15 protein-coding genes are annotated in these 22,321 nt (G+C 63.2%); 4 read left to right on the top strand and 11 right to left on the bottom strand.

What is annotated here, in order from left to right; all coding sequences use genetic code 11:
• Nucleotides 1–50 precede the first annotated feature (50 nt).
• The 9 genes from KVO92_RS13445 to glnE form a co-directional block, all read right to left on the bottom strand.
• Nucleotides 51–1,478 carry a lipopolysaccharide kinase InaA family protein gene (locus KVO92_RS13445; RefSeq protein WP_217476128.1) on the bottom strand — a complete coding sequence of 476 codons (1,428 nt, stop codon included), beginning with the start codon at nucleotides 1,476–1,478 and terminating at the stop codon, nucleotides 51–53.
• Nucleotides 1,475–2,221 (bottom strand): lipopolysaccharide kinase InaA family protein, encoded by a 747-nt coding sequence (locus KVO92_RS13440; protein WP_217476127.1) that lies wholly within the window; start codon nucleotides 2,219–2,221, stop codon nucleotides 1,475–1,477. Before KVO92_RS13440 ends, KVO92_RS13445 begins: the two co-directional genes overlap by 4 nt.
• Entirely contained in the window at nucleotides 2,218–2,952 is a 735-nt protein-coding gene (locus tag KVO92_RS13435) for a lipopolysaccharide kinase InaA family protein (RefSeq protein WP_217476126.1), read from the bottom strand. The genes KVO92_RS13440 and KVO92_RS13435 overlap by 4 nt, the downstream gene beginning before the upstream one ends.
• On the bottom strand, nucleotides 2,952–3,758 hold the full coding sequence (gene rfaP, locus KVO92_RS13430; protein ID WP_217476125.1) for a lipopolysaccharide core heptose(I) kinase RfaP: 807 nt from the start codon (nucleotides 3,756–3,758) through the stop codon (nucleotides 2,952–2,954). The genes KVO92_RS13435 and rfaP overlap by 1 nt, the downstream gene beginning before the upstream one ends.
• Nucleotides 3,755–4,876, bottom strand: coding sequence for a glycosyltransferase family 4 protein (locus KVO92_RS13425; RefSeq protein ID WP_217476124.1), 1,122 nt, complete (start codon nucleotides 4,874–4,876; stop codon nucleotides 3,755–3,757). Before KVO92_RS13425 ends, rfaP begins: the two co-directional genes overlap by 4 nt.
• Entirely contained in the window at nucleotides 4,876–5,880 is a 1,005-nt protein-coding gene (waaC, locus tag KVO92_RS13420; protein ID WP_217476123.1) for a lipopolysaccharide heptosyltransferase I, read from the bottom strand. The genes KVO92_RS13425 and waaC overlap by 1 nt, the downstream gene beginning before the upstream one ends.
• A complete protein-coding gene (gene waaF / locus KVO92_RS13415; RefSeq protein ID WP_217476122.1) occupies nucleotides 5,881–6,915 on the bottom strand; it encodes a lipopolysaccharide heptosyltransferase II in 1,035 nt (344 codons plus the stop codon).
• Nucleotides 6,916–6,993: 78 nt separating this feature from the next.
• On the bottom strand, nucleotides 6,994–7,917 hold the full coding sequence (gene ilvE, locus KVO92_RS13410) for a branched-chain-amino-acid transaminase (protein WP_217476121.1): 924 nt from the start codon (nucleotides 7,915–7,917) through the stop codon (nucleotides 6,994–6,996).
• Between the two features lie 40 nt (nucleotides 7,918–7,957).
• Nucleotides 7,958–10,900 (bottom strand): bifunctional [glutamate--ammonia ligase]-adenylyl-L-tyrosine phosphorylase/[glutamate--ammonia-ligase] adenylyltransferase, encoded by a 2,943-nt coding sequence (gene glnE / locus KVO92_RS13405; protein ID WP_217476120.1) that lies wholly within the window; start codon nucleotides 10,898–10,900, stop codon nucleotides 7,958–7,960.
• Nucleotides 10,901–11,173: 273 nt separating this feature from the next.
• On the opposite strand from glnE, the gene aceE reads away from it, so the two are divergent.
• Nucleotides 11,174–13,819: a pyruvate dehydrogenase (acetyl-transferring), homodimeric type gene (gene aceE, locus KVO92_RS13400; protein WP_217476119.1), complete on the top strand. Its 2,646-nt coding sequence runs from the start codon at nucleotides 11,174–11,176 to the stop codon at nucleotides 13,817–13,819.
• 27 nt (nucleotides 13,820–13,846) lie between these two features.
• The gene (gene aceF, locus KVO92_RS13395) at nucleotides 13,847–15,847 is read left to right on the top strand and encodes a dihydrolipoyllysine-residue acetyltransferase (RefSeq protein ID WP_217476118.1); all 2,001 of its coding nucleotides are present in this window, start codon (nucleotides 13,847–13,849) and stop codon (nucleotides 15,845–15,847) included.
• Nucleotides 15,848–15,926: 79 nt separating this feature from the next.
• Here the strand turns inward: aceF and KVO92_RS13390 are convergent, their stop codons facing one another.
• Nucleotides 15,927–16,454: a hypothetical protein gene (locus KVO92_RS13390; protein WP_254621433.1), complete on the bottom strand. Its 528-nt coding sequence runs from the start codon at nucleotides 16,452–16,454 to the stop codon at nucleotides 15,927–15,929.
• Nucleotides 16,455–16,567: 113 nt separating this feature from the next.
• Between KVO92_RS13390 and KVO92_RS13385 the strand changes: the two genes are divergently transcribed.
• Together KVO92_RS13385 and msrA are read left to right on the top strand one after the other, a co-directional pair.
• Nucleotides 16,568–19,243: a sensor domain-containing protein gene (locus tag KVO92_RS13385; protein ID WP_217476117.1), complete on the top strand. Its 2,676-nt coding sequence runs from the start codon at nucleotides 16,568–16,570 to the stop codon at nucleotides 19,241–19,243.
• 99 nt (nucleotides 19,244–19,342) lie between these two features.
• A complete protein-coding gene (gene msrA / locus KVO92_RS13380) occupies nucleotides 19,343–19,990 on the top strand; it encodes a peptide-methionine (S)-S-oxide reductase MsrA (RefSeq protein WP_217476116.1) in 648 nt (215 codons plus the stop codon).
• Nucleotides 19,991–20,386: 396 nt separating this feature from the next.
• Here msrA and KVO92_RS13375 read toward each other — a convergent pair whose 3' ends face one another.
• On the bottom strand, nucleotides 20,387–22,165 hold the full coding sequence (locus tag KVO92_RS13375; protein ID WP_217476115.1) for an acyl-CoA dehydrogenase C-terminal domain-containing protein: 1,779 nt from the start codon (nucleotides 22,163–22,165) through the stop codon (nucleotides 20,387–20,389).
• Nucleotides 22,166–22,321 lie beyond the last annotated feature (156 nt).

The following is a 22,321-nucleotide window of genomic DNA, read 5'->3' as shown; positions in this document are numbered from 1 at the left end:
TTTGGCGACAGCGGTGGGTCGATGGCTCAGCAGAGCCTGTACGTCCAGCTTCAAATCAATTTGGGTAACCGTTCGTCCAGCAGTCGGTAGAGCGCTGAATCGGTCGGCCAGTTACGCAGAAAACGTGCTCGGTCCTTGGCGTAGGCACGGGCGAAGCTGACGTCACTCGCATGCTGCTGCACGGCATCGAGATCGATGAGCGACCAGCGGCCCTGCTCCCAGAACAGGTTGTGACCTTTCAGATCGCCGTGACTGATACGTTCGCGTATCAGCGCGGCAAACAAGCGATCCAGCGCAGCCAGTTCGTCCTCCGGCGGTGCCTCGTTCAGGTACGGCTGAAAACGCGCGATTATATCTTCTCCGTCAAGCAATTCGGTAATTAGCCACGCCGGCCCTCGCAGCCACAGCCAACGATGCTCGATCACCGCGAGCAGACGAGGCGTGGCGATGCCGAGAAAGTCGAGGCGATTGCCTTCGACCCAACTGTGCCAGGCACGGCTGGGCCGCCAGAAGCGCTTGCACCAGTGCAACGGGTTCTTGATGTTGTAGCGCTTGATCAGCAGCGGCTGGCCGTCCACTTCGACCCGGGCGACGGTCGCCGCGCCGCCGGTCTTGTACAGGTGACCACCCGCAATGAACGCGTCGGGATCGTCCAGTACCCCCTGCAGTCGCTCGTGCGCCTCGCGCCGTACCACTCGGGCGCCGAACGCACCGATACGCGCACTGAACAGGCTGCAATCACGCGCGATCTTCTTCAGGAAATCGTTCAGACGCCAGGCGCGGATCTTGTGCACTTCCTTGAGCAGCGCCTCCAGCGGCAGGGCATGCTCGCTGTTCGCGAGCAGGTAGTGCACCAGCAGCTCTTCGATGAAGGGCTCGATCGTGGCGGGCAACTGAGCGAAAAATACGCCCAGGTTGGCCAGTACACGCTCGCGGGACAGCGGCTGGCCAGGCGTTTCGGCTCTCACGCCACCGCCGTCGACCACGTGCAACACGCCGTCCTGTAGCAATAGATTGTCGAGATGCAGGTCTTCCTGCCAGAGGCCACGGCTGTGCATTTGCGCAATGAGCGCCAGTGCGGCCCCAAGCAACTCGGCCTGCGCCTCGCTCAGCGGCGCCTCATGCTCGCACTCGCGCCAGGCATCCCACAGGCTCCGGGCATTGTCGAGGAAGTCGAACAGCAGCCAGCCACCCTCACCTGCCTTCCAGCCGTCGACCAAGACGCCTGGAGTCGGCAGCCCTTGAGCCGCTAATGACGCCGCGCCGTCCCGCTCACGCAGGTAATGCCGATGCCCGTTGCTTCCGACCATCAATTTCGCCAGCACGGTCCTGCCCTGCCACTGCGCCCGTCCTACATAGCGCTGCCCCGGCAGTACGCGCAGCCATTGCTCGACGACGAGTTCGCCCGCCTCGCCGATATCGGCCGTCAGCGGTAGCGACGGTTGACGGCCACAGGCGGCCAGCTCCGATAACCTCATGCGCGCGACACCTTATGGCGCCGACGGCGGCCCAACCGGTGCACCCAGTCATCGATCTCAGCGTTGTTGTCCAGATAGGCGCCAAGCAGGCAACGAACTTCCTCTTCGCTCCAACAACCGGCTCGTCGCAAAAGCGGCTCCAGGTCCTTGACCCGGTCGGCTCGCCCGAGCAGCAGCGGCCGGGTTTTCTCCAGGTCGATCAGGCGGGCGTGCCAGCCATCGGGCTGCTCCTGCAAGAAGATGTGCTTGGGATAGAAACAGCCGTGCATTTGCCCGCACGCGTGCAGCCGGCGCGCCAGCGCGCCCGTCGCCTGGAGAATACCGCTGCGCCGCGGGGTGGTCAGCGACGGCCATTGCGTCAGCCAGCTGTCGAGATCCTGCCAGCCGTCGAGCGCACGGGTGAGAAGCACCGCGCGCTGCTCGCCAGCGACCCGGCGGCTCGCGAAGAAGCTCGCCTGCAGAGCAGGAATGCCGAGTGCCCGAAACTGCTCAATGGCGCGAAACTCCCGGGCGAAGGTGGGCTCGCCGAGCGGGTGCGTCAGGCTACGCGTCAAATGGTTGCTCTGGCGTTTCAGGTAGAACGACCGATCCTCCAGCTCCATCCGGAACACGCTGCTCCAGCCACCTCGCTCGACGTTCGGCTCATCGACCGCGTCCAGCTGCAGCGCCCAGAGCGCCTCGAAATCCGCCAGTCCATGACGCACCAGCAGGTCTCGGTCCACCTCCGCGATGAAGTCCTTCATTCCCGCCCCTCGAAATAGCCCAGTACCTGACGAAGCCGCGTCTTGTCCTGGACTGTCAGCCGATCGCGCTCGGCATACTCCAGGTAGAAGCGCAGGCGCTGGGTTCGACTCAGGTGGTACTTGGCGACCTTGTCCAGGCAGGCGAGATCCTTGATGATCCGCCGCTCGAGAAAAGGCCCCCACCAGAACGCCCCCGTGGGGCAGTCGATCAGGTAAAGATTGAGCTGCGGATCGACCAGCACATTGCGCCATTTCAGATCGTTGTGCGCAAAGCGCCTCGCATGCATGCTGCGAGTCGCGGCGGCCAGCTGGAAGCTGACCCGCCGCACCCAGTCAGGATCCTGCAACCGCGGGTCGTGTCGCTTGGCAAGCGCAGCCAGATCGTCGGTCCGAGGCAGCTCGCGGGTGATCAGCGCGCCACGGGTGAAAGCGCCGTGCTGACGCTCCAGACCGTAGGCGACGATCGGCGCCGTGGGAATTCCCCAGCGCCTGAACAACTTGAGATTCTGCCACTCGGCTTTGACGCGGGGCCGGCCGAGATAGCGGCGCAGGCTTTTGCCCGAGCTCCTGTAGCGCTTGACGTAATACACCACCCCGCCCCGCTCCACGCGAATCACTTCCGAGATGGCGTCCTTGGTCACCCGCTCGCCCGCCAGGTCGAAGACCGACTGCACGCTGCCGAAATCGGGCGACAACGCCGAATACTCGGGGTCCAGTACCCAACCGGCCATCAGAGCGCGTCTCCATAGCGTGCCTTGCGCGCGCTGAGCCTTGCCGCCTTGCGCTGCAGCTGATCGAGCAATCGTGCCTCGTCGCGTAGCACCTGGCGTAGCGGCTGCTGAAAATAATCACGCAGGAAACGCAGCGTGTCGCGCTCGGTCAAGCCAATGCCTAACGCCGAGAAATACAGACCGGCCAGATCCTTGTCGCGCCAGCGGCGGGGAATATGGCGGCGAACCTGGGCGCGATGCAGGTCGATCAAGGACAGACGCAAGCCATCGACCATCACTGGCTTGTCGGTGTGCAAGAGAAAATGGCAGATGTAACAGTCGCGATGATTCACCCCGGCGCGATGCATGGTGCCGGTCATGCGCGCGACCTCGGCAATCAGCGCACGCTTGAGCGCCGGAGCAGGCGGATGGGCGAGCCAGTCGACAGTGAAATCCTCGAGGCTGATCGTCGGCGCCAGTTCTTCGGTGATGATGAACGAATGCTGTGCGGCCGGATTACTGCCGCGCTCGCCATAGGCCACCGCCGTCATGGTCGGGACGCCCACCTCGTGCAGGCGCTCAATGGCGCGCCATTCCTGTCCGGCCCCGAGTACCGGCAGCTTGGCGGTCGCAAGATTCTTGAGGATCTCGCCCCAGCCGATGCCGCGGTGAATCTTGACGAAGTAGCCACGTCCCTGGACTTCGGTGCGCAAGGTGCGCCGGCCGTCGAGTTCGCGATAGACCTGGCCTTGAAGCTGCTCGACCGCGTCGAACGGGTCGCGGCCCGCCCAGAGCGTCTGGAAGGGCTCGGCAAGGATTACGCTCATGGTCGCTCCGCCAGAATTACATCGGCTGCCCGCTGCGGCATGCTGTAAAGGTCTGCGCTGTCGGCATAGGCCAGGGCATTACGTGCCCAGCGGTTGCGCTGGACGTCATCGGCGAGCATCTCGGCCAGCGTGCGGTCGAACCGCTCCTGGTCGAAGGGACTGGGGATTACACGCCCGCAATCGGCCTCGGCGATGTAGTGGGCATAACCGCACACATCCGTCACCACCACCGGCATGCCAGCAACCAGCGCTTCCAGCAGGACCGTGCCGGTATTCTCGTTGTATGCCGGATGAATCAGCAGGTCCGCCCCGAGCAGAAAACGCGGAATGTCGCTGCGCCCCTTGAGAAACTCGACCTGACTGGAGACGCCCAGCGTCTTGGCCTGCAATTGAAAGGGCTTCGGATCGTCCTGCCCGATGATGAACAGGCGTGTACGCCGTTTCAGCTCGCGCGGAAGCGACGCCAGCGCCTTGAGGCTGCGGTCGAGCCCCTTGGTCTTGAAGCCGGAGCCGATCTGCACCAGCAACAGCTCATCGCTGCCCAGCTCGAATTCGTCGCGAAACGCCTGGCGAATCTGCGCGGCATTAGCCGGGGCGCGGCGATCCGGAGCAATGCCCGGTGGCAGCAGATGAAAGCGCTCGGCCGGCGTTGCGTAGTGCTTGACGAACAGCGGCTGCTGGACCTCGGAAATCATCAGGATCTCGGTCGTGGATCGGGGGTCGAACACCGCCCGCTCGTACTCGGCAAAATGCTTGTAGCGCCCCCAGCGGCGATAGATCGGATTGCGCAGCGTCTGCGCCTTGTCTTCGAAGCAGGGGTCCGCCGCGTAATAAACGTCGAGCCCAGGCATCTTGTTGAAGCCGACCACTCGCGCCACCGGCCGTTTGGCCAGGTCGGCTTCGACCCAAGCGGTGAAGCGCTCATTACGCGTGTGGTTGAACAGCGCCTTGACCGGCGCGATCAGCACCTCGAAACCGTCGGGAACATCGCCCTCCCAGATCATCGTGTAGACCCGGATGGCATGGCCGCGCCGCTGGCACTCCAGGGCGATGCGCATGAAGTCGCGCTGCAGCCCACCGAAGGGAAAGTACTTGTACAGAATGAACGCCAGCTGCATCAGGATGACGCCTCCGCGGACCGCAACAGGGCCTTGAGTTCGTTGGCGACGCGCTCGGGCAGCAGATCGTCGAAGCAGGGCTTGTGGCGATCGCCCTTGCCAGCGTTCGGCCCACTGGCACACAGGTGCACCTGGGAGCGTCCATAAGCCCCCACCAGGCCCGGCGACGTCGGGCCATACAGCGAAATGCTCGGCACATCCAATGCCGCCGCCAGATGGCCAAGGCCGGTATCCACCGCGACGCAGGCGCGCGCGCCGGCCACGACTTTGGCGATGCCTGCAAGATTCAGCCGGGGCAGCACCGATACGCTCGGCAAGCCCGCGGCGATACGCTCGGCCCGCGCCCGCTCTTCGGCCGAGCCCCAGGGCAGCCGGATGGCCCAGCCGAATTCGCTCATCCGCTCGGCCAGTTCTCGCCAATAGGCTTCAGGCCAATGTTTGCTCGGCCAGGTAGTGCCGTGCAGAAACAGCAGATAAGGCTGCTCGCCTGGCGCCGCCAGCTGGCTCCTGTCCAGGCCGTAGTCGGCGATGGCGTCGGGCAAGGGGTAGCCCAGCACCTGGGCGAACAATTGACGGACCCGCTCCAAGGCGTGCTGCTGGCGGGGAACCGCATAAGAGCGATCGTAGAAGCGCGAGGCCAGCGGTTCGCGCGCCGAGTCGCGGTCGAGCCCGGCGACCGGCGCCTTGACATAGCGTGTCAACCAGGCGCTTTTCAGCAATCCTTGGGCGTCGATCACCAGGTCATAGCGCGTCTCGCCGAGCCGCGCCTTGAAGCGGCTCCACTCGCCGGAACGAAGGGTCTGCAGGGGATGCTTGCGCCAACGGCGAATCGCCACGGGAATCACCTGCGCCACCGCCGGATGCCAGGCCGGAATTTCAGCGAAACCCTCTTCCACCACCCAGTCGAAGCGAATGGTCGGTATCGCGCGCTGCGCATCGGTCAGGGCCGGCAGCGTATGCACGACGTCGCCCAGCGAGGATGTCTTGATCAGCAACACCCTCACTCAGCGCACCTCGACCGGCTGGGGAGCCAGGCGGTCCAGCGCCTCGATGACCAAGCTCGGCTGGAGTTCGCGCATGCAGTTGTTGTGGCCGAAACGACAAGTCCGCTCGAAGCAGGGACTGCAATCGAGGCCGAGGCGGACAACTTCGACCTGTTCGGACAACGGCGGCGTAAAGGCGGGCGATGTGGAGCCGTAGACCGAGATCAGCGGACGGCCAAGCGCGGCGGCCACGTGCATCAGCCCGGAATCGTTTGATACCACGGCATCGGCACAGGAAAGCAGATCGATCGCTTCGGCCAGGCTGGTCTCGCCAGCCAGGTTCACCGCCTCCTCACGCAGACCGGGAATCAATTGCTGGAGGATGTCTTCGCCGACCCCGTGGTCGTTCTTCGAGCCGAACAGCCAGACCTGCCAGCCTTCCCGGACCTTTTTCTCGGCGACCCTGGCGAAATGCTCGGCCGGCCAGCGCTTGGATTCACCGAATTCCGCGCCCGGGCAAAGAGCCAGCACCGGACGATCGAGCGTCAGCCCGAAGCGCGCCAGCGCCGCGTCGCGCGTCTGCTCGACGATACGCAGCGAGGGTTTCGGATAGGGTTTGGGCAGCTCGGCACCCGGCTCGTAGGCCAGTGCCATGAAGCGTTCGATCATCAGCGGGTAACGCTGCTTGTCCAGCTTGCGCATATCGTTGAGCAAGCCGAAGCGCATTTCGCCACGCCACCCGGTGCGCTTGGGAATCCCGGCAAAGAATGGCACCAGCGCCGACTTCAGCGAGTTGGGCAGCAGTATTGCCTGCTGGTACTGCCCGCGCAGGCTTTGCGCGATGCTGCGCCGCGTCGCCATGTCGAGGACGCCATGCCCCACCGGAAAGCTCAGCGCCTGACGCACCTCGGGCATGCGCTCGAGGATCGGCCGACTCCACTCCGGTGCGAGCACGTCGATCTGGCAATCCGGATGGCGCTGTTTCAGGCAGACGAACAACGTCTGCGCCATGACCATGTCGCCGACCCAGCTGGGACCCACAATCAGAATATTCATAAGCTACAAGCCATAAGCTTGAAGCTGGAAGCGCGCACCGGACGTTTCAGTTCCAGCTTTGGCTTCCAGCTTCCGGCTTTACTTGACCAGCGTCCGCCACTCGGCGTGCGCGTCGGTCTTGCCAGATACCAGATCGAAATAGGCTTTCTGGATGCGCTCGGTGACCGGACCGCGACGACCGATGCCGATATTACGGCCATCGACCTCGCGAATCGGCGTGACTTCGGCGGCAGTGCCGGTGAAGAAGGCCTCGTCGGCGATATAGACCTCGTCGCGGGTGATGCGCTTTTCCACCACCTTGATGCCCAGCTCGTCGGCCAGGGTCAGGACAGTGCTGCGGGTGATGCCGTTGAGGCAGGCGGTCACTTCCGGGGTGTAGATCACACCGTCCTTGATGATGAAGATGTTCTCGCCCGAGCCTTCGGCCACGTAGCCTTCCGGGTCCAGCATCAGCGCTTCGTCGGCGCCGCCGGAGATGGCTTCCTGCAGCGCCAGCATGGAGTTGATATAGGCGCCGTTGGACTTGGCGCGGGTCATGCTGATATTGACGTGGTGACGGGTAAAGGAGCTGGTGCGTACCTTGATGCCCATTTCCAGTGCCTCGTCGCCCATGTAGGCACCCCAGTGCCAGGCGGCGACGATCACATGCACCTTCAGGCCACTGGCGCGCAGCCCCATGCCTTCGGATCCGTAGAAGACCATCGGGCGGATGTAGGCGCTTGCCAGGTTGTTCTCGCGAACGGCGGCGCGGGTCGCCTCGTTAATTTCCTCTTTCGAGTACGGCATCTTCATGTTCATGATGTGCGCCGAATCGAACAGGCGATCGGTATGCGCCTGCAGGCGGAAGATCGCGGTGCCGGCCGGAGTGTCATAGGCGCGCACGCCTTCGAACACGCCCATGCCGTAATGCAGGGTGTGAGTCAACACGTGCGTGGTCGCATCGCGCCACTGAACCAACTCACCGTCATACCAGATCACGCCATCACGATCGGCCATCGACATTGTTGCCACCTCGGAATTCGATAAATGCAGTTTGACGAGATCAGCTGAGCCCCAGCTCATGCCAGATGCGCATCACCGCGCGACGCTCGTCATGAAATTGATCCCCACTCACCACGCCGGGCAGTTTCTGCAGTGATTGCCGGTGGGCCGCGGCGCGGTATGCCTTGTAGGCATCCTGCAGCAGCCGAACCTCATCGCCGGTCATCAACCCGGCCTGCTCCAACCCGTCCAGAATGCGGATGTTGTCGGTATAGCGCAGCAGTTGCGGATGCTGGTGCGACCACGCCAAAGCCGCGTATTGCACCATAAATTCGATATCCACGATACCACCGGCGTCCTGCTTGAGATTGAACTCGCCGTCGGCCTGGAAGGCTTTGTCGGCCATTCCGGCCTGGCTCGCGCGGGTGCCGAGGTTGTCGCGCATCTTGGCGCGCATCTCGCTGACCTCGCGGCGCAGTTGGTCGAGATCGCGCGAACGCCCCAGCACCGCGGCGCGGACCTTCTCGAAGTCCGTCGCCAGTTGCGCGCAGCCGACCAGCACCCGCGCGCGCACCAGCGCCTGATGTTCCCAGGTCCAGGCCTCGCCGCTCTGGTAGCGCTCGAACGCACTCAGCGAACTGACCAACAACCCGGCAGCGCCGGACGGGCGCAGGCGCATGTCGACTTCGTAGAGCTGACCGGAGGTGGTCTGGGTGGTCAGCAGGTGGATGATGCGCTGCCCCAGGCGGGTAAAAAACTGCGCGCCATCGATGGGCTTGGCGCCATCGGTCTCGGCATTGGGATCACCGTCGTGAATGAACACCAGGTCCAGATCGGAACCGTGCCCGAGCTCGATACCGCCGACCTTGCCGTAGCCGACGATGATGAACGCCGGATCGCACAGCGAACCGTCCGTGCGCCGCGGCTGCCCATGGCGGGCGACCGTGTGCCGCCAGGCCAGCGCCAACACCTGTTCGAGAATGGCCTCGGCCAGCCAGGTCAGGTAATCGCTCACCTTCATCAGCGGCAGCGTTCCGGCGATCTCCGAGGCTGCCACACGCAAGCGGTGCGCCAGCTTGAAGTGCCGCAGCGCTTCCATCTGCTGTTCCAGATCATCCTCGGGAATGCGCGCCAGCCGCTCGCGCAGCTCCGCGGCCAACTCGGGCGCCTGCGGCGGACTGAACAGGCGTCCGGCGTTGAGCAGCTCGTCCAGCAACAGTGGGAAGCGGGCGATCTGCTCGGCGATCCAGGGGCTGCCGGCGCAGAGTTCGAGCAGCCGCTGCAACGCGCCCGGATTTTCCGTGAGCAGGACCAGATAGGCGGATCGCCGGGCGACGGCCTCGACCAGCGGCAGCACCCGCTCGAGCACCAGATCCGGATCGTCTTGCTCGACCACCTGCGCCAGTAACCGCGGAATGAAGGCATCCAGCCGCTCGCGACCCAGCCGCTGCATGGTCCGCACTTGATTGCCGCTACGCAGCGCGGCGAGCCGCTGGCACGCGACCGGCCCGTCGCGAAAACCGGCATCGTTCAACTGCCGGCAGGCGAACTCTTCGTCCCAATCCTGCTCCCACAGCGGCAGCCATTCGCCGCCGACCAGGGTTTCACCCTCGGCTTCATCCTCGTCCGGATCGGCTATCACCTGATTGAAATGCCATTCGACACGGCCTCGCCAGTGCAGCAACTGCCGATGGAACGCGTCCCAGTCATCGAACCCCAACATGAAGGCCACGCGGTCACAGTCGACCTGGCTATCCGGCAGCATTTGCGTCTGACGATCGTCGATGGCCTGCAGCGCGTGCTCGGTGTAACGCAGGAATTCATAAGCCTCACGCAGCTCGTCGACTGCCGACGCCGGCAGATAGCCCTGCCCGGCGAGAGTCGCCAGCACCTTCAACAGGGGGCGCTGCTGCAAGCTGAGATCGCGGCCGCCGTGGATCAGCTGGAACGCCTGGGCAATGAATTCCACTTCGCGGATGCCGCCGGCGCCCAGCTTGATATTGGCAGCCATGCCCTTGCGCCGTACTTCCTGCTGGATCAGCTGTTTCAGCGTGCGCAGCGCGTCAATGGCGGAAAAATCCAGATAGCGGCGGTAGACGAACGGCCGCAGCATTTCCAGCAACTCCTTGCCGGCCGCCTGATCGCCCCCCACCACGCGGGCCTTGATCATGGCGTAGCGTTCCCAGTCACGCCCCTGATCCTGGTAGTACTGCTCCAACGCGTTGAAACTCAGCACCAGCGCGCCCGACGAGCCGTAGGGCCGCAACCGCATGTCGACACGGAACACGAAGCCATCGAGGGTCGGCGCATCGAGCGCCTTGATCAGGCGCTGGCCGAGGCGAACGAAGAACTCCTGGTTGTCCAGCGAGCGCTTGGTGCCGACCGTTTCACCGCCCTCCGGGTAACCAAAGATGAGGTCGATATCCGAGGACAGATTGAGTTCGCGCGCACCGAGCTTGCCCATGCCGAGGATGACCATGTGCTGCGCATCGCCACTGCGCCTTCCGGTCGGCACACCGAACTGCTCACAATGGCGCTGGTACAACCAGTGGTAAGTCAGGTCGATACAGGCGTCAGCCAGGTCGGACAAATCGCCGCAGGTTTCGGCCAGGTCCGCCTGCCGAGTCAGGTCACGCCAGATCACGCGCACCTGCTGGCGGTTACGGAAGCGCCGCAGCCGGCGCGCCAGCCCATCGTCGTCGGCGCAGTCGGCGAGCAATTCGGCGAGCGCGCTGCGCATCTCAGCATCCCGGAGCGGCCGCTCCAGCAGCCCTGACTCAGCCAACTGGAGCAACATCTGCGGATCTCGGCTAACCTGTTCGCTGACGAAGTCGCTAGCGGCGCAGACGCGATCGAACGCATCGCGGCGCTCCACCGGCCAGGCAGCGAATCGCTCCTGCAGCCGTAGCGCCGGGTCTCGCTCCTCACCGAGGAACGTCTCCCGCGCGCGGTGGACCAAAGGTTGGAGTGATTTCGGCAATGCAACCAGCGATGGCAGACTCATATAGTTCCTTAGCGCTAACGGCTACGGGGACAGCGGGAGCGCCCGAGCTAGAGGCGGCGGCATGTAGATGAAGACACGCGACCGAGCCGCCAACGTGTAGTTTTACTACGAAATAATGTTGCAGGGGGCTGAATCAGCCGTTGTTTTGTAGTAAAACTACAGCGCCCGGCTCTACCCCCGGCTAAAACATCCAAGAACATAACGCATCGGCTTACAAAGCCGATCGCGAAGCAGGCAACCGATTCTGGAAGCCTTTCCGCCCTGGAGCAAGCCATGCAAGATCTCGATCCCGTCGAAACCCAGGAATGGCTGGACGCCCTCGAGTCCGTACTCGACCGCGAAGGTGAAGACCGCGCCCACTATCTGATGACCCGGATGGGGGAACTGGCCACCCGCAGCGGCACGCCACTTCCTTACGGCATCACCACGCCGTACCGCAACACCATTCCCGTCACCCGCGAAGCCAAGATGCCCGGCGACCTGTTCATGGAGCGTCGTATCCGCTCCCTGGTTCGCTGGAACGCGCTGGCGATGGTGATGCGCGCGAACCTGAAGGACCCGGACCTGGGTGGGCACATCTCCACCTTCGCTTCCAGCGCGACGCTCTACGACATCGGCTTCAACTACTTCTTCCAGGCCCCGACCGAAGAGCATGGCGGCGACCTGATCTACTACCAGGGCCACGCCTCTCCCGGCATCTACGCCCGCGCCTATCTCGAAGGCCGCCTGAGCGAAGACCAGATGCTTAACTTCCGCCAGGAAGTGGACGGCCAAGGCCTGTCGAGCTACCCGCACCCGCACCTGATGCCGGACTTCTGGCAGTTCCCGACCGTGTCCATGGGCCTGGGCCCGATCACCGCGATCTACCAGGCCCGCTTCATGAAGTACCTGGAAAACCGCGGTTTCATTCCGAAGGGCAAGCAGCGCGTCTGGTGCTTCATCGGCGACGGCGAATGCGACGAGCCGGAAACCCTCGGCGCGATCTCGCTGGCCGGCCGTGAAAACCTCGACAACCTGGTGTTCGTCATCAACTGCAACCTGCAGCGCCTCGACGGCCCGGTTCGCGGTAACGGCAAGATCATCCAGGAGCTGGAGGGCGTGTTCAAAGGCGCCAACTGGAACGTCAACAAGGTCGTCTGGGGCCGCCTGTGGGATCCGCTGTTCGCAGCCGACGAAGATGGCCGCATGCAGCGCCGCATGGACGAGGCGATCGACGGCGAGTACCAGAACTACAAGGCTAAAGACGGCGCTTACGTGCGCAAGCACTTCTTCGGTGCCGATCCGGAGCTGCTCAAGCGCGTCGAGAACATGTCCGACGAAGAAGTCTGGAAGCTCAACCGTGGCGGCCATGACCCCTACAAGGTCTATGCGGCGTACCACCAGGCGGTCAACCACAAGGGTCAGCCGACCGTCATCCTGGCCAAGACCATCAAGGGCTACGGCACCGGTGCCGGTGAGGCGAAGAACATCGCCCACAACACCAAGAAAGTCGATATCGACAGCCTGAAGAAATTCCGCGATCGCTTCGACATCCCGGTCAACGACTCTCAGTTGGAAGAACTGCCGTTCTACCGTCCGGCCGAAGACAGCGCCGAGATGAAGTACCTGCGCAAGTGCCGTGAAAAGCTCGGCGGCTCGCTGCCGCAGCGCCGGCCGAAGAGCTTCAGCATCCCGACCCCGCCGCTGGAAACGCTCAAGGCGGTACTCGACGGCTCCGGCGAGCGCGAGATTTCCACTACCATGGCCTTCGGCCGGATTCTCTCGCAGCTGGTCAAGGACAAGGACCTGGGCAAGCGCATCGTGCCGATCCTCGCCGACGAGGCGCGTACCTTCGGCATGGAAGGCATGTTCCGCCAGTTGGGCATCTACTCGCCTGTCGGGCAGCTGTACGAGCCGGTCGACCGCGACCAGGTGATGTACTACCGCGAAGAAAAGGACGGCCAGATTCTTCAGGAAGGCCTCAACGAGGCAGGCGCCTTCTCCTCGTTCATGGCAGCGGGTACCGCCTACAGCAACTACAACCAGCCGATGCTGCCGGTTTACATCTTCTACTCGATGTTCGGCTTCCAGCGCATCGGGGACCTGGCCTGGGCTGCTGGCGATGCCCAGACCCGCGGCTTCCTGCTGGGCGGCACCTCCGGGCGCACCACGCTCAACGGCGAAGGCTTGCAGCACGAGGACGGTCACAGCCACATCCTCGCCAGCACCATCCCCAACTGCCGCAGCTATGACCCCACCTACGGCTATGAGCTGGCGGTGATCATGCATCACGGCATGCACGAGATGATGGAGCTGCAGAAGAGCGTCTACTACTACATCACCGTGATGAACGAGAACTACCAGCAGCCGGCCATGCCGCAGGGTGTCGAAGACGGCATCATCAAAGGCATGTACCTGCTCGAAGAAGCCAAGGGCGACTTCAAGCACCGCGTGCAGCTGCTCGGTTGCGGCACCATCCTGCGCGAAGTCCGCGCCGCGGTGGACATCCTGGCCAAGATGGGCGTCGGCGCCGATGTCTGGAGCGTCACCAGCTTCAACGAGCTGCGTCGCGACGGACTGGCCGTGGATCACTGGAACCGTCTGCATCCGACCGAGGAGCCGCGCAAGAGCTACGTCGAACAGTGCCTGGCGGGCCGCGAAGGCCCCGTTGTGGCATCGACCGATTACATGAAGCTGTTCGCGGATCAGATCCGTCAGTGGGTACCGTCGCGCGAATACCAGGTGCTGGGCACCGACGGCTTCGGCCGCAGCGACTCGCGCGCCAAGCTGCGTGACTTCTTCGAAGTCGATCGCCGCTGGGTCGCCGTCGCCGCCCTGCAGGCACTCGCCGATCGCGGCGCCATCGAACGCAAAGTCGTGGCCGAGGCCATTACCGAGTTCGGTATCGACCCCGAGAAGCGCAATCCGCTGGATTGCTGATGCTGCGTGCGCACAGGAGAACCTATTGTGAGTGAAACCATACGCGTACCCGACATCGGCAGCGGTGAGGGTGAAGTTATCGAGTTGTTCGTCAAGGTCGGCGACCGAATCGAAGCCGACCAGAGCATCCTGACGCTCGAGTCCGACAAGGCCAGCATGGAAATTCCGGCGCCCAAGGCGGGCGTCGTGAAAGCACTTAAGGTCAAGCTGGGCGACCGACTGAAGGAAGGCGACGAACTGCTGGAGCTGGAAAGCGAAGACGCCCAAGGCAGCGAAGCACCGGCGCAAGCCGCTGCTGAGCCTGCTGGCGCAGCCGCCGGCGGCCCCGCCGACGAAGCCGAAGCACCCTCCGCTCAGGCCGAGGACTCGCCCTCCACCGAGGGTGAGTCGCAGGAAATCAAGGTTCCCGATATCGGCTCGTCTGGCAAGGCCAGCGTGATCGAGGTCTCGGTCAATGTCGGCGACACCATCGAAGCCGAACAACCCCTGATCACCCTCGAGTCTGACAAGGCCAGCATGGAGATTCCCTCTCCGGCCGCCGGCGTGGTCGAGAGCATCTCGGTCAAGGTGGGCGACGAGCTGGGCACTGGCGACCTGATCTTGGTCCTCAAGGGCGCGGCCGCAAGCAAGCCGGCAGCTGTCAGTAGCGCAGCGCCCAGCCAGGCACAAGCTCCAGCCCAGGAGAAACTGACCGAGCCGGCAGCAGAAGCACCCGCTGAAGCGGCAAGCGAGTCCGTGGAAGAAGTCCGTATCCCAGACATCGGCTCCAGCGGCAGCGCCAAGGTCATCGAAGTCATGATCAAGGCCGGCGACAGCGTTGAGGCCGATCAGTCGCTGATAACCCTCGAGTCCGACAAGGCCAGCATGGAAATCCCGGCGCCCAAAGCAGGCGTCGTGGAGTCGCTGTCCATCAAGGTGGGTGACGATGCCAAGACCGGCGACCTGATCCTGACCCTGAAAGTCAAAGGCGCAGCGCCAGCGAAAAAGGCCGAGTCCAAGCCGCAGGAAGCCGCGCCACAGCAACAGGCCGTCGCGCCGAACAAGCAGGGCGTCCCCGAAGCCAAGGCTGCCGCCACACCGGCACCTGCGGTAAGCGGGCCAAGCAAGGCCGGCAGCAAGGTACACGCCGGCCCCGCGGTGCGCATGACGGCGCGCGAGTTCGGCGTCGACCTGGCTGACGTTCAAGGCACCGGCCCGAAGGGACGCATCCTCAAGGAAGACGTCCAGGCCTACGTCAAGAACATGATGCACAAAGCCAAGCAGGCGCCGGCCGCCGGCGCGGCGGGCGGCTCGGGTATCCCAGCGGTTCCGGAAGTTGACTTCAGCAAGTTCGGTGAAGTCGAAGAAGTGCCGATGACTCGCCTGATGCAGGTCGGCGCCGCCAACCTGCATCGCAGCTGGCTCAACGTGCCGCACGTGACCCAGTTCGAGTCGTCGGACATCACCGAGCTGGAAGCCTTCCGCGTTGCGCAAAAGGCGGTAGCGGAGAAGGCCGGCGTCAAGCTGACCGTGCTGCCGCTGCTGCTCAAGGCCTGCGCGCATCTGCTCAAGGAGCTGCCGGAGTTCAACGCCTCGCTTGCGCCAAGCGGCAAGGCGGTGATCCGCAAGAAGTACGTCCACATCGGCTTCGCCGTGGATACGCCGGACGGTTTGCTGGTTCCGGTGATCAAGAACGTCGACCAGAAAAGCCTGCTGCAGTTGGCCGCCGAAGCAGCGGAACTCGCCGAGAAGGCGCGTACCAAGAAGCTGTCACCCGATGCCATGCAGGGCGCCTGCTTCACGATCTCCAGCCTCGGCCACATTGGCGGTACCGGCTTCACGCCGATCGTCAACGCGCCGGAAGTGGCGATCCTCGGCGTCTCCAAGGCAACCATGCAACCGGTATGGGACGGCAAGGCCTTCCAGCCTCGCCTGATGCTGCCGCTGTCGCTGTCCTATGACCACCGCGTCATCAACGGTGCTGCGGCCGCGCGCTTCACCAAGCGCCTGTCCGAGCTGCTGGCGGATATCCGCACGATGTTGCTGTGATCAGGTAAGCCAACGAAGAAACCCGCCAGCAGGCGGGTTTTTTCGTTTCACGGCCCGACCACCGATTCACCCGACCGCCTCAGCCCTTCTGCAAATTGCGCAGCAGGAACGACAAGGCTTTCGCCAGCTCCTCCGCCCCGGCCGGGTCACGCAGGATCGTCAGCCAGGGGTCGCCGCCCAGCGGGTCTTCGAAGAGGCAGACCACCCCTTGGGGCGGGCACTGATAACGGACATACGGGTCCATACCAAACACCGAGAAACTGCGATTGCGAACCGCGATGTTGCCAGACGCATCACGCCGCTCTTCACGGATTCGCAGTTCACCAGGCGCCCCCACGCTCAAGCGGTAACTGACGTCCTGTGGATTGGCCTGGCCAACCTGATAGGCGGCCTTCAACCCGTGGCTTTCGAGTAGCGCGTTGCTATGCGCCAGCAAGGCTTCGCGCTCGTTCGAGGTAAGATAGAGGGCCTTCAGCTGAGCCAGGTATTTGGCCGGTTCCTCGGACGTCAGACCGCCCGTTTCAGCGGCCTTCACCGAGACAGTGACACCCAGAAAGAACGAGATCAGCAGTAACTTCGAAACCAGGCTTGTCAGTCCCTGTCGCATGATGCACCCTTGCCGTAGCCTAATATTATTTAGCCATCGCCTCGCCGCTGAAAACGCTGCATGCTGTAACTAGCGAGACGACTCCCCGCAGCATACTGGAAGCAAACCGCTCGATGAAAATACATACCGATGCCGCCAGCCGTTTGGCGACCGAGGTTGTGACGCAGTTGCCAGCGCCTTCCAGGCTGGGAATGCTGCGTTTCGAGCGTTTGAACGAGCCCAGCTGGGCACTGCTTTACCTGGACCCCTCGTGCGAGAGCCAGTTCGGCCTGCCGGCTCATCAGTTGTGCTCATTGGTAGACTCACCCTACGCCAGCCTGATGGAGCCTGCCGTGCGCCTACGCATGCACGACACCGTCCAGGCACAGCTGGCCGTCCAGGGTCACTACTCCATACGCTATCGCTTGCATGCGGCCAGCGGCTCGCTAAACCTGCTGGAAATCGGCGAACTGGGCCAACAGTATGGCCGCGACCTGCTGCGCGGTTACCTGGTAGTCGAGCCTGATTCGACGGAAGCCGCGCCACCCCTGGAGTTGCCGGCAGCGGCCGACGAACCGGCTGCGGATGTGCCGCAGAGCGTCTCCGACGTGCACCTGGAACACCTCATCCGCTCCCGTGCACAACAGAATCTGATCGTCCGGCTGGCGCGGCACCGCTACGGCTCGGCCAACCCTCAGCTTGAAGCCGCGCAACTGATTACCCAGGCCGCCAGCGAAGCCTACGACATCGCCCGCGCGGCGATCTGGCACCTCAACGGGGAGCGACTCGAGGCGATCGCCGCTTACCGGCGCGACAACGACAGCGCCGAGTATCTATCGGCCTTGGACATCTCGACGCTGCCTCGCTACATGGAAGCCGTACACAGCGGGCGCGCCATCGATGTTGCCAACGTGATGGAAGACCCCCGTACCCAGGAGCTGGTCGAGTCGTATTTCAAGCCTCGGAATATCACCGCCATTCTCGATGCGACCATCCGAGTCGGGGACGAGGTCATCGGTGTGCTTTGCCTGGAGCATTCGGGAAGCCGGCGCGTATGGCACGCCGATGAGGTGGCCTTTGCCGGAGAGTTGGCAGATCAGTACGCGCAGGTGCTGGCCAACCAGCAGCGACTCAACGCCACGCATACCCTGCACCTGTTCCAGCGAGCCGTGGAGCAGAGCGCAAGCGCGTTCATCCTGGTAGACAAGAACGGCATCGTCGATTACGTCAACCCAAGCTTTACCTCCATCACGCAATTCTCCGCCGATGAAGTGCGCGGCCGTCGCTTAACCGAGCTGACGGCCCTGGAGAACCTCAGCGAGCTGCTGTTCGACACCTCTTCGAGCCTGGCCCAGCACAACAGCTGGCAGGGTGAGTTCCGCAGTCGCCGCAAGAACCTCGAGCCCTACTGGGGCCAGCTATCGATCTCCAAGGTGTACGGCGAGAACGGCGAGCTGACGCACTACATCGGCATCTACGAAGACGTCACCCAGAGCAAGGTGGCGCAGCAGCATATCGAACGCCTGGCCTATACCGACAACCTCACGGGTCTGGGCAATCGGCCATTCTTCATTCGAAGCATCGAAGAGCGCTTCGCCAACGGAAAAACGCCACGCCTCTGCCTGCTGCTGGTGGATATCGACAACTTCAAGCGCATCAACGACAGCCTGGGCCATCAGACCGGCGACAAGCTCCTGACCAGCCTCGCTCGGCGCCTGCGCAACAGTTTGAACCGCGACAGCGTGTTGGCACGATTCGCCAGCAACGAGTTCGCCCTGCTGCTCGATGACATGGATCTGGAACAAGCCCAGCATCTGGCCAACAAGGTACTGCGCATCCTGGACAAGCCCCTGTTCGTCGACAAGCAGCTGATCAGTGTCAGCGGCTCGCTGGGCCTGGCCTGCGCGCCGCTGCATGGCGACGATCCGGAAACCCTGATGAAGCACGCCGGCCAGGCCCTGCACAAGGCCAAGGCCAATGGCAAGAATCAGGTACAGGTGTTTACCGAAGCCCTGCACGCCGAAGCCAACTACAAGCTGTTCGTGGAGAACAACCTGCGCCGCGCGCTGGTGCAGAACGAACTGGAGGTGTTCTACCAACCCAAGCTCTGCCTGCGCAGCGGGCGTCTGCAGGGCCTGGAAGCCCTGCTGCGGTGGAATCACCCCGAAAAGGGCATGATTCGGCCCGATCAGTTCATCGGCGTCGCGGAAGAAACCGGACTGATCATTCCCATTGGCAAGTGGGTGGCGCGCGAGGCCTGTCGAATGGGTTTGCAGCTCGCATCGATGGGACTCGGCACACCCCAGATCGCCATCAACCTCTCGCCGAAACAATTTTCCGACCCTGAACTCGTGGCCTCGATCGGCGCCATCCTCACCGAAGAGCGCTTACCTCCAAGCAGCCTTGAACTTGAGCTGACCGAAAGCCTGCTGCTCGAAGCCACCGAGGAGACGCGTCAGCAATTGATCGGCCTGAAGGCGCTCGGCGTCACGCTGGCCATGGACGATTTCGGCACCGGCTATTCGTCGCTGAGCTACCTGAAGAAGTTTCCCATCGATGTCATCAAGATCGACCGGAGCTTCATCAAGGACATCCCCGTCAGCCAGGACGACATCGAGATCACCGCCGCGGTGATCGCCATGGCCCGCAATCTTCATCTGAAAGTAGTCGCCGAGGGCATCGAAACGGCCGAGCAACTGGCCTTCCTGCGGCATCAGCGCTGCGATATCGGTCAAGGCTACCTGTTCGACAAGCCCATCCCCGGCGGCCAACTGATCAACTCTTTGCGCCGCTATCCGCACTGGCTTTGAGCCTTTCATCAGGTGTACCGTTTGGCCGACGGCGCGTTGGTCGTGCCGTTTGGTAGCCTAGGCTGCCCAGGCCATCCGACTATCAGGCTCGAGGACACCATGACCCTGCGTTCGCAAATTCTCGTCCACAAACAGGCGCTCCCCGATGCCGGCCAGGCGCTCCCCGGGCGCGCCACCTCCGTTCCGGTTCCAGACGCCCATTTCGTCAATGGCAACCCACTGCAACCACCGTTTCCGGCTCACTTGCGCCAGGCGATATTCGCCATGGGCTGCTTCTGGGGGGCCGAGCGGCGCTTTTGGCAGCAGCCCGGCGTCTGGACCACCGCGGTAGGTTACGCGGGAGGCCATACACCGAACCCGAGCTACGAGGAAGTGTGCTCCGGCCTTACCGGGCACACCGAAGCGGTACTGGTGGTCTTCGATCCCCAGCAGATCACCTACGAGGCTCTACTGCGGTTGTTCTGGGAGGCGCACAACCCGACCCAGGGCATGCGGCAAGGCAACGACATCGGTACCCAGTACCGCTCGGCCATCTACTGCCTCGATACCACCCAACTGGAAGCCGCACGCAACAGCGCGCTGCGTTTTCAGGCCGAGCTGGACAAGCATGGGCTTGGGAGCATCACCACCGAAATCGCCGAAGCTCCGACGTTCTATTACGCGGAGGCCTATCACCAGCAATACCTGGCGAAGAATCCCGGGGGCTATTGCGGGCTGGGCGGCACCGGCGTCTGTATGCCGGCCTGACGACTGGACGACTAAGCCGGCACGATTGATACGCACCGTCAGAACCGGTAGCGGCCGAAACCCAGGCAAAAGAAAACCCCGCCGAAGCGGGGCCTTTGCAGACTGCATCCTGACATCCGTGACTTGCGCCTTCCTGGCGTCGTTCCGCTACGCTTCCGTATTTTGTGCTGTCGCGCTTCCATACGCAGCGTCCAAGCGCAAAGACTACCGCCGGGCCGGTAAGACCTGTAGTGGCAGTTTTGCACTACGATTTGTAAGCAATGACTTACAAGGAAGCCGATCCTTGGCCCCGCTTGTAAGCCATTGACTACATGATGCCGGCTTATGACTGGGATGCTGGCCCATTGTTCCCGGACATGGCGAATTAATTTCATTGTGCCGCTACAGCTTAAGTCCTTAGAACTGCTCGGCGTCCAGCAGATACAACGACTCGGCGCCGGCCTTGACCGTAGCGCTGAGCGAATGGATGCGCGGCAGCAATCGAGCGAAATAGAAACGCGCCGTGCCCAGCTTGCTGGCGTAGAAATCGTCCTCTCCCTGTTTGCCCAGCGCGACCGCTGCCATCCGCGCCCACATGTAGGCATAGGCGGTGTAGCCAAACACGTGCAGATACTCGACCGAGGCCGCACCAATCTCGTTGGGATTGCGCTGGGCGCTGTCGAGCACGAACGCGGTGAGCGCGTCGAGATTCTCCAAGGCAGCCCGCAGCGGGACGGCGAACTCGTCCAGCTCCGCCCCTGCGGTGCTGCAGAAGCCCCTGATCTCATCGGCAAACGCCCGGTACAGTTCGCCGCCGCTACCGACCACTTTGCGGCCAAGCAGGTCGAGTGCCTGGATGCCATTGGTGCCTTCGTAGATCTGCGTGATGCGGCAGTCGCGCACCAGCTGCTCCTGACCCCATTCGCGGATAAAGCCGTGACCGCCGAAGATCTGCTGGCCATGAACGGTGGTTTCCAGGCCCATATCGGTCAGGAAGGCCTTGGCAACCGGCGTCAGCAGCGCGACCTGAGCTTCGGCGCGCTGGCGGGCTTCGGCATCGTCGCTGAACTTGGCGATATCCAGTTGCAGGGCAACGTAGCTGGAGAAGGCACGACCGCCTTCGTTCAGGGCCTTCATCGTCAGCAGCATACGACGCACATCGGGGTGCACGATGATCGGGTCGGCGGCTTTCTCCTTGGCGACCGGGCCCGTCGGGGCGCGGCTCTGGATGCGTTCACGCGCATACTCGATGGCGCTCTGGTAGGACCGCTCGCCCGTGGAAAGCCCCTGGATACCGACCCCCAGACGCTCGTAGTTCATCATGGTGAACATGGCGGCCAGCCCCTTGTTCGGCTCGCCGACCATCCAGCCAGTGGCACCGTCGAAGTTCATGACGCAGGTGGCCGAGGCCTGAATGCCCATCTTGTGCTCGATCGAGCCGCAGCTCAGGCTGTTGCGCTCGCCCAGGCTGCCGTCCTCGTTGACCATCACCTTGGGCACCAGGAACAACGAGATACCACGCGAACCAGCCGGCGCGTCAGGCAGTTTGGCCAGCACCAGATGAATGATGTTATCGGTGAGGTCGTGCTCGCCGCCGGTGATGAAGATCTTGGTACCGCTGACCTTGTAGGAACCGTCGGCCTGCGGCTCGGCCTTGGTGCGGATGATGCCCAGGTCAGTGCCGGCATGGGGCTCGGTCAGGCACATCGAACCAGACCAGACACCGGCATACATGTTCGGCAGGTACTTTTGCTTCAGCGCTTCGCTGGCGTGGGCGTAGATCGACAGGCAGGCGCCGGACGTCAGCATCGGGTACAGACCGAAGGCCAGGCTGGCGGAGTTCATCATCTCTTCGACCTGCGCAGAGATAACCTTGGGCATGCCCATGCCGCCGTAGGCCGGATCGCCGCCGACGCCGACCCAGCCGCCTTCGGCGTAGAGCCGGTAGGCCTCGGGATAACCGGCCGGCGTGCTGACCGCACCATCAGCCCAATGGCAGCCTTCTTCATCGCCACTGCGATTGAGCGGGGCGATGGTGTTAGCGGTGATCTTGCCTGCCTCCTCGAGAATCGCCTCGGCCGTTTCTGCATCGACGACTTCCGCTAGCGCTGGCAAGGTCTGCCAGAGCGTCGGGGCATCGAAAACTTCGTTCAGTACGAAACGCATATCGCGCAGCGGTGCTTTGTAGTCAGCCATCGAAAAGACCTCGCAGAACATGTCACCCGGCCGGTTGGCCGCAGCTGTTTCGCGAGTCTAACTGAAGACTGATCAGCGCCCGAAGCGTCTTAAAATGACCAATTGGTTCTCATCCGGACCCTGCGTTCGGACACGAAGGGCAACCCTGCCCACCGA

This window comes from Stutzerimonas stutzeri (assembly GCF_019090095.1).
Taxonomy (GTDB): Bacteria; Pseudomonadota; Gammaproteobacteria; order Pseudomonadales; family Pseudomonadaceae; genus Stutzerimonas; species Stutzerimonas stutzeri_AN.
The sequence above is the reverse complement of the archived record's forward strand: the minus strand, read 5'-3'. Positions and strand labels throughout refer to the sequence as shown.